Annotated in this window: 10 protein-coding genes and 2 pseudogenes; 9 read left to right on the forward strand and 3 right to left on the reverse strand. The window is 41.6% G+C overall.

The window, feature by feature from the left end:
* Nucleotides 1-127: 127 nt before the first annotated feature.
* From CKY02_RS21390 to CKY02_RS21410, 4 genes and pseudogenes are all read left to right on the forward strand, one after another.
* Nucleotides 128-874, forward strand: a pseudogene (locus CKY02_RS21390) (ExeA family protein); the annotation flags it as partial.
* 260 nt (nt 875-1,134) lie between these two features.
* On the forward strand, nt 1,135-1,335 hold the full coding sequence (locus tag CKY02_RS21395) for a hypothetical protein (RefSeq protein ID WP_112896819.1): 201 nt from the start codon (nt 1,135-1,137) through the stop codon (nt 1,333-1,335).
* 252 nt (nt 1,336-1,587) lie between these two features.
* Complete coding sequence (locus CKY02_RS21405) at nt 1,588-2,016, forward strand: gp16 family protein (protein WP_112896821.1); 429 nt, start codon at nt 1,588-1,590, stop codon at nt 2,014-2,016.
* The gene (locus CKY02_RS21410; RefSeq protein ID WP_112896822.1) at nt 2,009-2,377 is read left to right on the forward strand and encodes a Mor transcription activator family protein; all 369 of its coding nucleotides are present in this window, start codon (nt 2,009-2,011) and stop codon (nt 2,375-2,377) included. The genes CKY02_RS21405 and CKY02_RS21410 overlap by 8 nt, the downstream gene beginning before the upstream one ends.
* 177 nt (nt 2,378-2,554) lie before the next feature.
* Here CKY02_RS21410 and CKY02_RS21415 read toward each other — a convergent pair.
* A pseudogene (locus CKY02_RS21415) lies at nt 2,555-2,851 on the reverse strand (transposase); the annotation flags it as partial.
* A 142-nt stretch (nt 2,852-2,993) separates the two neighbouring features.
* Here CKY02_RS21415 and CKY02_RS21420 point away from each other — a divergent pair.
* The 5 genes from CKY02_RS21420 (at nt 2,994) to CKY02_RS21440 (ending at nt 11,200) form a co-directional block, all read left to right on the forward strand.
* The gene (locus CKY02_RS21420) at nt 2,994-3,176 is read left to right on the forward strand and encodes a hypothetical protein (protein ID WP_112896823.1); all 183 of its coding nucleotides are present in this window, start codon (nt 2,994-2,996) and stop codon (nt 3,174-3,176) included.
* A gap of 188 nt (nt 3,177-3,364) precedes the next feature.
* Nucleotides 3,365-5,686, forward strand: coding sequence for an AAA family ATPase (locus tag CKY02_RS21425; RefSeq protein WP_112896824.1), 2,322 nt, complete (start codon nt 3,365-3,367; stop codon nt 5,684-5,686).
* Nucleotides 5,683-7,551, forward strand: coding sequence for a UvrD-helicase domain-containing protein (locus CKY02_RS21430; RefSeq protein WP_112896825.1), 1,869 nt, complete (start codon nt 5,683-5,685; stop codon nt 7,549-7,551). The genes CKY02_RS21425 and CKY02_RS21430 overlap by 4 nt, the downstream gene beginning before the upstream one ends.
* A 96-nt stretch (nt 7,552-7,647) precedes the next feature.
* Nucleotides 7,648-9,426 (forward strand): ATP-dependent nuclease, encoded by a 1,779-nt coding sequence (locus CKY02_RS21435; RefSeq protein WP_112896826.1) that lies wholly within the window; start codon nt 7,648-7,650, stop codon nt 9,424-9,426.
* Nucleotides 9,419-11,200: an ATP-dependent helicase gene (locus CKY02_RS21440; protein ID WP_112896827.1), complete on the forward strand. Its 1,782-nt coding sequence runs from the start codon at nt 9,419-9,421 to the stop codon at nt 11,198-11,200. The genes CKY02_RS21435 and CKY02_RS21440 overlap by 8 nt, the downstream gene beginning before the upstream one ends.
* A gap of 500 nt (nt 11,201-11,700) precedes the next feature.
* On the opposite strand, the gene CKY02_RS21445 is transcribed toward CKY02_RS21440, so the two are convergent.
* Together CKY02_RS21445 and CKY02_RS21450 are read right to left on the reverse strand one after the other, a co-directional pair.
* Entirely contained in the window at nt 11,701-12,018 is a 318-nt protein-coding gene (locus CKY02_RS21445; protein ID WP_046975380.1) for an addiction module antidote protein, read from the reverse strand.
* A 3-nt stretch (nt 12,019-12,021) separates the two neighbouring features.
* Nucleotides 12,022-12,366, reverse strand: a complete 345-nt coding sequence (locus CKY02_RS21450) for a type II toxin-antitoxin system RelE/ParE family toxin (RefSeq protein WP_420899239.1) — start codon at nt 12,364-12,366, stop codon at nt 12,022-12,024.
* Between the last annotated feature and the right edge of the window lie 333 nt (nt 12,367-12,699).

A 12,699-nucleotide genomic window follows, 5' to 3' on the forward strand; every position in this document is an offset into this window, starting at 1 on the left:
GATAAAGCATCTTTAAAGAAGTTATGACATACTTCACGTACAGGCATAGCAGTGACCTTATTGACTTGGTGGAACAATCAGTAGATCACACAACGCTATGCCTGTCTATTTTCTGGGGATTCCTCAGCGCTATGGTGGTTTTCTGGCAGTATCAGGGGAGTCGGGTTCAGGTAAAACGACATTGCGTCGTGATCTTATTGACCGTATTAACAGGGAGAATACCCCCGTTATTGTTATTGAACCCTACGTATTAGCAATGGAAGACAATGATGTAAAAGGTAAGACCTTGAAAGCATCAAACATTGCTGAAGCTATTGTGAATACCTTAGCGCCATTGGAAAACTTGAAACGATCGCCTGAAGCACGCTTCCGCCAGTTGCACAAGATATTGAAAGACAGTTCACGGGCTGGCTACCAACATGTGTTAATAATAGAAGAAGCACACTCGTTGCCTTTACCAACATTAAAGCACCTTAAACGATTCTTTGAACTGGAAGATGGATTTAAAAAACTGTTATCGATCATTTTGATTGGTCAGCCTGAACTGGAATTGAAGCTATCTGAACGTAATCAAGAGGTTCGTGAAGTAGTGCAACGTTGTGAAGTTGTTAATTTGTTTCCTCTTAATGATTATCTGGAAACATTTTTGGATTTTAAATTTGGTCGCGTAGGCATGAAGACTAATAAGATTTTAGATAATAGCGCTATTGGTGCTATCCGTGACCGTTTATGTCTTAGTCGGCATAGCAGTAAAGAAACTGTTAGTTTATTATATCCATTAGCTATCGGAAACTTGATTATTGCAGCTATGAACATGGCTGAAATTAATGAGATACCTAAGGTTGATGCCAATATTATTCGCAGTGTTAGCTGAAGATATCATTATAAGAAAAAGTTCTATTTAACAATTAATATTAACAATAGGCGGATTCGAATAATTTCTGGTTTTATTGGTTTCAAATTGGTTGCAACAAGGATGGAACATACTATAACCAAAGAAATGGAAGTCTTGTAAATATTAAGTTCGGCATTTCATTGTCGATCTACTTGAAAAAAAAGGTTTCTTTGTTGAGGAAAAGAAGAAAATATATTGGTATTAATAAACATATTTATTAAGTAACAGGGTAATTAAACATGGCAAAAAGAAAAATTATGTTTAAAGCTACAGCGGCTTCCTACACCCGTAATTATGTAAATAAAGCTGTTGTAAAAGATATTAATGAAATATCAATTAATTCAGGTAAAGAAGATTTTTCAATTATCCATTTGAACAGAAAATTAAGTAAGGAACATACTTATGAAAATAACATGTCATCACTGCAAACAACCTGTTGAAAAAATGAATCTAAAACAAGCCAAGGTTATTCAGACTCCTGAATTTGGTGAGTGGGTTGTTGATTTAATCTTGGTTTGTCCACATTGCAGTCAGCAATACGGTGTCTCTGTGTCAACATGGGATTTACAGCCACTGGAGACCACACATGGATAAAACGGCCTTATACCGAAAAGCCAAGTTCAGTAGTATCAAGTTAATACTGGCTATTCTGGTTTACTTAATTCAAGAGTACATAGTAGAGGATGAATAAGATGGCAAAACAGAAACTTATTCAGCTTATTCATATTGCACGTAGTGATCTAAAACTAGACGAGGATACGTATCGCCAGATGTTACTTTCAGAAACCGGAAAAGCCTCTACGCGGGAGATGGATATCCCGCAGTTAACTCGCGTTTTGGAAGCTATGAAAAAACGCGGTTTTAAGATTAAATCTTTTAGGAAATCCAAAACATCACGTCCATTAGATAGTCATCCCCAATCAAAGAAGATACGTGCATTGTGGCTAGAAATGGCATCTATAGGTATTGTTCGTAATGGTTCTGAACAAGCCTTAGCTCACTGGATTAAGCGTGAAACGGATATTGATGGTTTACAGTGGTTGGATTCAGACCAAGCCAGCAGCATTATTGAAAAACTGAAGAAGTGGCAGAACCACGTCACGAGGAAAAAGTATGAATGATGTGAATAATTTTCGTAGCAAAGGTCCTGAGCTGCTGGTCGAACTGGCACAGCATACAGCCTGCACGGTCAGTGAAATAATCCATGTTGAGCCTGCGTTAGCCGAGCAAATTGGTGAAGCTGTTGCTAACCATATGATGCAGGTTTGGGGCGGTCAGAATGTCTATTTTCCTATGGGCATGATTTGGAAAGTCAGCCTCCGTGATCGTGAGATTTTCAACGAATTTAACGGTAAAAATCATCATGATCTGGCTCGTAAGTTTGGTGTTTCTATTCAATGGATTTACAGCGTAGTGAAACGTATTCGAAAGGAGGAACTAGATCGCCTGCAAGGTAAGTTATTCGATAACGAGTCTGAATAGGCAGGTCAAACTGATTGAGCTTAGTAAAATCAGGTGGCAGACTAAGCATGATTCTCGTTCGGTCTGCCTTTCAAATACTGAAAAGGATTTACAATTGAATCTCCATAACTTCCCACTTAGTCCAAGTTTTTCCCATAATTATCTTTCGGTTTCTTTTCAAATATCTTACTTATGATCATCAGTCAGTCCGAGGCGCAGAAACCAGCGATAAGCTACATTAACCTGAATTTCCTGTACCAGACGGCGTTCACTGGGAATACCAAATAAATAGCTCGGTAACATCATCTTAAGCAACATAACGGGATCGATAGCCGGTCAGCCATTATTATGACAATACAAAGGCGCGACTAATTAGCGGATGAATTCGAAATCAATAGCGGCATCGATTTTACGGACCCAATGATTTTTGGGCACCAGCTCGTCAAGCGAGTGCGTTTCTGGCGGGAAAGTCTGAGGAGGCGGTGTTCTTAACATGGCGGCAAGCTACGTTTGGTGAACGAAACTTAATTAAAACAAAGTGCCGGATAAAAAAACAGTACTTTGTCAATAATCTGAACTTTCACATGTGAAAGTTCGTGTGATGGTCATGCCTAGGAGGAAAATAAATGGGCGAACTTTGGAGCAGATCATAGCTTCTCAACTACCTGAACTTGTAAAGTCAGCAAGTAGCAAGGTATCTCATCAGTTACTTCAAATTCAGCTTGCGGAGCTATCTTTCCGTTTAGGGTATGAAGAAGATACGGAAATTGATGATGGAATTGTCAGTATATTATTGAATTTAAATGGCTTTATCGAATAGGTGGGCGGTAAGATTCGACTTTTTGTGGACTTACCGGATGGTACGCACCACGGGTTCAAGCTATTGATTCTAAGACTTTAAGACATTTCAAATAAGCCTTACGTTAGGATGACTTAGGGCAATAAATAAAGTAATTTTAGTAATGATAAATTGAAATCAAAAATAAAAATTAGCAAGGAGGGTTAGAGTTGAAAATAGCCCGTATCGACATACAAAATTTTCGAAAACTACAATCCTGTCGTGTAGAGCTTGCTGGGAAAAGTACGGTTTTCGTCGGCGCTAATAACAGTGGTAAAACGTCCGCTATGGATGCGCTGATCATGTTTTTGAAAAAGGCAAAGCGTAAAGAGCTTTCAACCACCGATATTACTTTATCCAATTGGGCAACCATCAATTCGGTTGGCACTGGCTGGATTAGTGAAAGTGAAAAACAAGCCCCAGTCCCGGATCTGACTCTGGATACATGGCGTACACAATTCCCTTCGATTGATGTGTGGTTAGAGGTGGATGAGTCACAAATACACTACGTCAGCCACATTTTGCCCACCTTGGATTGGGATGGCGGCTTGCTGGGTGTCAGGCTAATTTTAGAACCGAAAAACCTTGAATTACTATACGAAGCTTATATCAACGCTTACTCTGCAGCTAGGGAAACTATATCTGCTCGCAAGATAGAAGCAGATGAAACAACTGGATCACCACTGGTATTATGGCCAACTTCAATGCGCGATTTTCTGGATAGAAAGCTTCAGGCATTTTTCGCAATTAGCGCTTATGTGCTAGATCCAACTTTAGCCGACAACGAACAACCTCAGGCTTTTACAGAATTCATGGAGGCAATTGATGGTGACCCGTTTGATGGCCTATTTAAGATTGACATCATTAACGCGCAGCGTGGTTTTTCAGACCCAAATGCCGGTGAAGGCGCGGCAAATACTGATCGGCGTTTGTCTGCTCAGTTAAGGAATTACTTTGATAAGCACCTCGACCCTAGCGAGCTTCCTGATGTGAGCGATCTGGATGCGCTTGAAGCAATGGAAAGTGCCCGAACAGTATTTGATCAAAAATTGAAGACCAGTTTCAGTGCCGCTATTGGTGAGTTGGAAGGGCTTAATTATCCTGGGTTTAGCGACCCACAAATTTTACTGTCAAGCAAAGTGAATCCGTTAGAAGGACTGAATCATGACTCGGCAGTACAGTTTAAAGTCATTCGCAGTGAAGACCCTTCAGGTGATGCTTTTTGCTTGCCCGAAAAATACAACGGATTAGGTTATCAAAATCTGATTTCGATGATTTTTAATCTGATTCGCTTTCGTGATGAATGGATGCGTGTTGGCAAGGTTAGCAAAAGAGAAGAAAGCAATAATAGGCCTATAGAGCCTCTGCACTTAATGCTAATTGAAGAGCCTGAAGCTCATTTACATGCGCAGGTGCAACAAGTCTTTATCAAGAAAGCTTTCAGTGTGCTGCGTAATCATCCTGATCTGGAAGAAAAACAGCAGTTTGCTACTCAGATGATCGTTAGTACGCATTCTAGCCATATAGCACACGAAACAGATTTTACCGGACTGCGTTATTTCCGTAGGAAACCATTGGTTAATGAACTTGAAGTGCCAAATGCATGTATCGTTAATATGTCTACCACTTTTGGCGCAGATAGAAAAAAGACTAAAGGTGAAATAGCACAAGAAACACAAGAGCAAGAGAGAATCGCAACGGCACAATTTGCAACGCGTTATTTAAAAACAACACATTGCGATCTATTTTTTGCTGATGCTGCTATTTTGGTTGAAGGTCCCGCTGAGCGGATGTTGGTGCCTCACTTTATTCGAAACCATTATCCAGATTTAGATAGAAGTTATATTTCTATTCTGGAAATTGGTGGTAGTCATGCGCACAGATTGCGTCCACTTATCGAAGCCTTAGGGATACCTACGCTGGTAATTACCGACCTCGATTCAATTCAGGCTGAGTCAACAAGTAAAGCTTATCCGGTAATGGGTCAGGGCCTCAAAACGGGGAACGATACATTAAAAACTTGGGCACCAGAAGAAACATTATTAGACGAGGTATTGAGGGCTGGGTTTGAACAGAAGACAGTGAGCAACGGAAAGGTCAGAGTTGTTTACCCTTGCACTGTATCAATTCAGTTTAAAGATGAGAAAGACGTACCGGATCAACCAGAGCCGGAATCAGCGATCCCTTATACCTTTGAGGATGCACTGGTTTTAGCTAACTTGTCAGTATTTAGAAAGATGACTGATAAAACCGGTCTTATCAAAAAAATGGTTGAAGCCGTTAATCAACCAATGCTTGATACAGCCTGTTACTCCATGTTTTGTGCGCTAGATAAGAACGCCAAGAAAGCTGAAATGGCGCTGGATCTATTGTATTCGGTTGAACCAAGCACTTTTAAAGCTCCGCACTATATTGCTGAGGGGCTCAATTGGCTGGAAAAAGAGTTGATCAATAGTTCTCCGCTTGCGGCAAAGTCGGAGGCAAAGGAATGACAGAGGTGATTGATACTAAGACAGTTGACGATGAGATCTATGGCTGTCTAGATCTAGATAATCCAAAAAGCTTCTTTTTGTTTGCCGGGGCTGGTTCGGGCAAAACTCGCTCTTTAGTCGAAGTACTTAAGCGATTTCGTGAACATAATATCCATCGCTTGCGAGTAAAAGCACAACAAGTAGCAATCATTACTTATACCAACACCGCTTGTGATGAAATTAAACGTCGCTTGGAGTTCGATTCTGCCTTTAGCGTCTCGACCATTCATAGTTTTGCTTGGGAGCTAATCAAGCCGCATCAGCATGATATTAGAGAGTCGCTTAGAGTCAGACTTCAATCAGACATTGTCGAACTTGAGGAAGCACAGCGTAAAGGTAGAGCAGGCACAAAAGCGGCCGAAGATAGACCAAAGCAGATTGCGGCCAAACTAAAGCGGCTGGAATCACTAAGCAACATTAGGAAGTTTACCTACAATCCTAATGGTGAAAATTCGGGCAAGGATTCACTTAACCATGCCGAAGTGATCGGCATAACCGCTGAATTGCTGATCAGCCGTCCATTGTTGCAGCAAATTCTTACACGCAAATTCCCGGTTTTGCTTGTAGATGAAAGTCAGGACACGAAAAAAGAGCTAATTGATGCTTTGTTTGTAGTTCAGAGCTTACATCAGGACAAGTTTTCGTTAGGTCTGTTCGGCGACATCATGCAGCGGATTTATAACGATGGAAAAGAAGACCTAGGTCTAGTTCCATTGCCGGATGGTTGGCTTACTCCAAAAAAGGAATATAACCATAGATGTCCTCGTCGAGTTGTGAAACTCATCAATAAAATTCGAGCCGAGGTCGATCAAAACTTACAGCAATCCGCTAAGCCAGAGGAAGGCTTCGTCAGACTATTTATTGCGGATACATCTGATGGGATAGATAAAGAGGCTTATGAGCGCTTTGTTTGTCAAAAAATGGCAGAGATTACCGCTGATGACTTGTGGATAGCAGAGAAAAAACACAATAAAACACTAACCTTAGAACATCACATGGCGGCACAACGAGGGGGCTTTGCAAGCTTTTTCAATTCTCTCTATGACGTCGATAAGCTTAGAACCGGTTTGCTTGATGGAACCCATGCTGGCATTACTTTTTTTTCAGAGAGAGTACTTCCACTTATCAAGAGTTTGGACGTAGGTAACCACTTCGCTGTTTCTAGAATCGTTAATAAGTATTCGCCACTTATTTCTAAAGAATGTATTGAACAAAGTGCTGAGCCTAAGGCGGAGTTAGCAAAAGCTAAGGATGCTGTCGATGCTCTTTATGTTCTATGGCGTGATGACGCAGATCCCTCTCTAATCAACATCCTTAAAGAAGTTCAGCGCACTCGTTTGTTCAATGTCCCCGATGTTCTCACATTGATTGCTGAGAGGCAGGATAGGAACTATGAAAAAGCAGAAGATGATAATGATCGAGATCCCGTTGTTGACGCTTGGGATGCCGCGTTGATGTCTCGCTTTAGTGAGTTTAAGGAATATGTTGCGTACATATCTGATAAATCTAGGTTCGGTACTCATCAAGGCATTAAAGGGCTCGAATTTCCAAGGGTAATGGTCGTTCTGGATGACGAAGAAGCTCGTGGTTTTTTGTTCAGTTATGACAAATTGTTTGGAGCTAAACCTCCAACCGTAACAGACATACGTAACCAGAAGGAAGGCAAAGAAACTAGTATTGATCGCACTAGACGACTGTTTTATGTGACTTGTAGCCGAGCGGAAGAAAGTTTAGCGATAGTTGCTTACACAAACGAGCCTAATAAAGTAAAAACGAATGTCATAAGTCAAAATTGGTTTGATGAACATGAAATTATATCCTGTTAAATATAACTTAATGATATTTAAAAATATTTTAAAAACCACAAAGCGGAGCGTTCAATATAAATCATGTTTGTTCAAACTCATTTTTGAGGAGGTCTTGTGTATTTTGCAAATTTATCTATTCGTAATTTTCGTAATTTTTCTTCCATTAGTATTCCTGTTGGCAAAAATATTGTGCTTCTGGGCGAAAATAGAGTTGGCAAAAGTAACCTTCTTTTTGCAATTAGGTTGGTTCTTGACCCAACACTTCCAGATTCAGCACGTCAGTTAAAGATGTCTGATTTCTGGGATGGTTGTGATCTACAGACAACTCCTCAGATTGAGGTGCATCTCGATTTTGCGGATTTCGATAGTGATGTTGCGTTGACTGCTTTACTAACGGATTTCCGTATTGCAGAGAATCCTATGATTGCTCGATTGAGTTATATTTTTCGCAAAAAGCCTGAGGTTGGTGGAGCTCCTCGTTCAAGTGAAGATTTTGAATTTTTTGTTTTTGGCGGAGGCGATGAATCACGACAAGTGTCCAGTCGAGTTCGTCGTCGAATAGCTATTGATATGTTGGATGCATTACGAGATGCAGAAGGACAACTAACTTCCTGGCGTAATTCACCCCTCAGGCCATTGCTCGAAGATGCGGCGGCTTCAGTAAGTCAAACTGAACTAAGTACAGTAGCGGCTGATTTAGAGTCTGCAACAAACAAGATGGAAAATTTCCCGTCGGTAAGATTGTTAGAGGAGTCTCTACGTTCCAGAATTTTGGATTTGGCTGGCACTATACAAGATGTAGGTGCAAGGCTGCGCTTTGCTCCCACAGACCCACAAAAACTATTCCGCTCGTTTTCTTTGTTTATAGATGATGGAAAGCGAAGCATCGCTGAAGCAAGTCTAGGTTCTGCCAACGTAGTATTAGTAGCGTTAAAATTGGCTGAATTCGCTTGGCGACGTGCCAAAAATGAACGCAACTATTCGTTACTTTGTATTGAAGAGCCTGAGGCTCACCTTCACCCTCAACTCCAGAGGGCCTTATTCGACAAACTATTCCAAGATAAAGATCCAACTCAAGCATTGATTGTTACTAGTCACTCTCCAACACTCGCATCAGTAGCACCGTTACGCTCAATCGTGGCCCTGCGGTCAATGAACGGTTCATCACGAGCTTATTCGTTGGCTAACCTGCCAGTAACTCCGGATGAGCTTGATGATATGGAGCGATATTTGACTGCAACACGATCTGAATTACTATTTGCTCGTGGTGTCATCTTCGTTGAAGGCGATGCAGAGGAGGCATTATTACCAGGATTCGCAAATGCAATGGGGTACAACCTAGATAAACTCGGTATTACAGTTTGCAATGTTGCTGGAACTAATTTTACCCCATATGTGAAGCTCGCAGGCAGCCTCGGCATACCTTTTTCAGTTGTTACCGACTGGGACCCACTTGATGGCTCAAAGGAACCACTCGGCAAGGCAAGAACGCTAGGCATCTGGGATGCTTACTGCGAAGTAATTGGGAAAGCTAAGTTGGCTCAAACAGAACGTTTGGAGTGGGAGGCTACCGACTTCTCAAATTTCAGTAAAGGTTGGGAAGGCGTTGGAATTTTCCTTAACGATCAAACTTTCGAGGTCTCAGTAGCCAATACTTCGCAACTTCTTAGAGCCTTACTCGATATCTTCGATGAACAAGGATTTGGTGCTAAACGTACGGCTCGCATAAACTCTTGGCGTTTCGGAACTCCAGTTGATTCAGAGCAATTGCTTGCTATGATTGTAAGTGTTGGTAAAGGACGCCTTAGCGCGAAACTCGCAAAAAAAGTACCTGGCCTTACGCCGCCGGCTTATATTGCTTCAGCAATTGAGTTTGTGGTGTCTCGTGCCTAATCATTTTGCGTTAGCAAGTGAACTTGCTGAACTAGAACAAAATCTGGAGCAGTTCAATGCTGTTAACGAGCGTGGACATTGTGTCGTCTTAGCCGGTCCTGGTAGCGGTAAGACAAAAACTTTGACTATCTCAATGGCGCGAGCATTAGTAGAAGATGTCTCTGAACCTCGTGGAGTCGCATGCATAACCTATAATAACGAGTGTTCTATCGAGCTTGAATCGCGTCTGGCCAAGCTAGGTATCAAAAGTAGTGACCGTTCCTTTATTGGCACAATCCACAGTTTTGCTCTCACGCAAGTCATAATACCCTATGCCCGCTGCATTCCAGGACTTCTTCCAGCTAACTTTCGTGTTGCCACAGGAAGAGAGAGCCGGGATGCCATAGAGGCCGCTTATGGTTTAGTGTTCAACGATGCTGGAGATCCACACAAGCGATGGTGTTTCGCAGAACAAAAAAGACGCCGTGACGTCGATCGTAGTCTTCTGTCATGGCGGACCCTAAACCCTGAGCTTGCCAACTTTATTGAGGCCTATGAAGCTGAATTGCGCCGAAACGGACTTATCGATTTTGACGATATGCCACTCATTGCTTTTCGAATCATTAAAGATCATCTATGGGTTCGCGACGCTCTACTGGCCCGTTTCCCCGTACTATTCATCGACGAATATCAAGATCTCGGGTATGCCCTACATGAGCTTGTGTTATTACTCTGTTTCGAGAGTGGTATCCGCTTATTCGCTGTGGGCGATGTTGATCAGTCAATTTATGGCTTTACTGGTGCTAACCCAAACTTACTGCAAAACCTGACTCAACGGAGTGATGTAAAAATCTTTCATCTGCGCTTCAACTATCGCTCAGGTGCAAAGATTATCCGAGCATCTTTGGGTGCACTCGGAGAGGAGCGAGACTATCTAACTGCCAATGGCCAAACGGATGGGGAATTGAGCTTTTGGGCTGTTCAAGGTAACTACGACTGGCAGGCAAAGCACATAGTTACAACAGTATTGCCTTCACTGATAAAAAAAGGGGTCCATCCCGAGCAAATTGCAATCCTCTATCGTGCTGCATGGCTTGGCGATAAGGTAGCTGAAGCTCTGGAGCATACAGATATAGCCTTTATCCGAACAGATGGTAATGCATTGGTCAAACGAAGCTCCAGACTTGCACGTTTTATCGAGGCATGTGCTAGCTGGGTAACTGGAGGATGGCGTGAAGCTAATCCTCCTTATAGTAGGCTTATTAGCCAAGCTGTTAGTCTTGTTTATGGTAGTTTCGCAAACGAAAGTGAAAAACAAGCTCTTTCCATTCAATTGATGGATTTTTTACACAGTGGTATCGGTATGGGTGAGTTTACGAATCCTTGGTTACAGCGATTCAACTGTGAACTGATTGAACCATGGAAAGTTATTTCTAGAAATACTCATCAGGAATGGGAAATATGTTCAGAAATGATAAGACGAACAGATCCAACTAAAAACCTCGACATGCATCTTAACATTTTCGCAGGACGAATAGAGGGTTCCGGTAGGGTTACGTTGAGCACCTTCCACAGTGCTAAGGGCAGAGAGTTTGATACGGTAGTTTTGTTTGGAATAAATGAAGGCGATATTCCGAGCTGGAGAGATAATCAAAGCGAGCAAGCCTTACGAGAAGCAAGGCACCTTTTCTATGTTGGAGTAACTAGGCCTCGGAGAGAATTATGTCTTGTATATCAAAAAGGTTTTTACTCACCGTGGGTATCGGAGCTTTATCAGCGTAGTCAACAACAATGAGTTTGGTGACTAAAAAACATATAACAGTTTCATTGATGGAGTGTGAATACACTCTGTTCGCTAAGAAGACGAGCAGTTAGATTGAAACTGCTCCCCATCTGCTGCGCTAGAACAGTCATATTGCTTGGGTTGATTCAATGGCTAAAACATGCAGATCTGCTTCAGAGCAATTGTTTTGTGAATACTCTAAGTTATGAGTAAAACTGTAAAGTTTATAGTCACTAAATCTGTAAAAATTTACAAAATTCTTTACTTTTTTAGGTTTTTATTCTGATTTTCTTCTCTAATATTATTAATTATTGTGTTTTTTTGTTTTCTTTATTGGGTGTTAGGTAACGAGAACCCTTTTAGGATTTACCTCAGACAATAAATGTAAAAAATATTCCCTATTTTGCAACAGGGAATTTGTGTAGAAGAGACAGGCTTTATGTCCTGCCTTTCTCACCTATCCACTTCCATCACGAATTAGTTCAATTGTTGGAGGAAAATAAAGTTTCACCCTATTGAGTGTGCGTTGTCGGTGTACTAATGGGTTGCATAGTAAAACGTAGTCCTAAGGCGTTAGCAACTTTTGTGATTGTCGTAAATGTAGGGTTTCCTTCGCCAGAAAGGGCCTTGTAAAGCCCTTCTCGGCTCATTCCAACATCTCTTGCTAGTTGGCTGATGTTACGGGCTCGTGCTATGTCACCCAAAGCAGCTGCAATAAGGGAAGGATCACCATCTTCCATTACGGCCTCCAGATATGCCGCAATATCTTCTTCTGTTTGGAGATAGTCTGCAGTATCGTAGCGGCTGAACTTTACTTTTTGGCTTTTCATCGGTTACTCCTTCCATTGTGTGGCAATGGTTTTTGCCAATTTAATATCGTGGGATTGGCTGCCTTTGTCTCCACCACACAGCAGCACAATGACAATGGGGCCTTTAGCTATGAAGTAGACTCTGTATCCTGGGCCATAGTCTATCCTCATTTCTGAAATACCTTCACCTACAGGTTTCACATCACCTGGATTTCCGAGGCTCAAGCGCCTGATTCGTGTTTCGATCCTCGCTTTGGCCCGTGCATCACGAAGATTACGAAGCCAGCGGTCAAAAAAGTCTGTTTTGATGAGTTCTATCATGTGATAACTATAGTTAGCATGCTTCAATGTGTCAACTGTAGCTATCATATCTATACATTGGGATGAAACTTTATTTTCCTCCCACACCAATAGCGTGCCCCATCTGCGACGCTTCTGCACCCCCAACTCTTCATTAAGTCCACAAAATATGAAAGTGTGGTCCTCCACTAAAAGCTCTTATGATCACATCGCTTATCTGTATTCACCGAGGATAACCACCCCTATGTGAATCTGACAAAAGTGTCAAAAATTTTCCTGATTATCACTTAAATTCAGCTCCCATAGGCGTATACTTAAAATAAGTCTGTGTGGAGGTAAATGAAAATGGCTAAAAATCAGATTCAATTCCAAAAAGGCATTTCTATTCATGAGTTTATTTCA

The organism is Photorhabdus bodei, assembly GCF_003287735.1.
GTDB lineage: Bacteria > Pseudomonadota > Gammaproteobacteria > Enterobacterales > Enterobacteriaceae > Photorhabdus > Photorhabdus kayaii.

Excerpts from the sequence above, each read along its gene's own strand:
- CKY02_RS21395 (WP_112896819.1), top strand. The coding sequence starts at position 1,135 with ATGGCAAAAAGAAAAATTATGTTTAAAGCTACAGCGGCTTCCTACACC.
- CKY02_RS21405 (WP_112896821.1), top strand. The coding sequence starts at position 1,588 with ATGGCAAAACAGAAACTTATTCAGCTTATTCATATTGCACGTAGTGAT.
- CKY02_RS21410 (WP_112896822.1), top strand. The coding sequence starts at position 2,009 with ATGAATGATGTGAATAATTTTCGTAGCAAAGGTCCTGAGCTGCTGGTC.
- CKY02_RS21430 (WP_112896825.1), top strand. The coding sequence starts at position 5,683 with ATGACAGAGGTGATTGATACTAAGACAGTTGACGATGAGATCTATGGC.
- CKY02_RS21445 (WP_046975380.1), bottom strand. The coding sequence starts at position 12,018 with ATGAAAAGCCAAAAAGTAAAGTTCAGCCGCTACGATACTGCAGACTAT.
- CKY02_RS21450 (WP_420899239.1), bottom strand. The coding sequence starts at position 12,366 with ATGATAGCTACAGTTGACACATTGAAGCATGCTAACTATAGTTATCAC.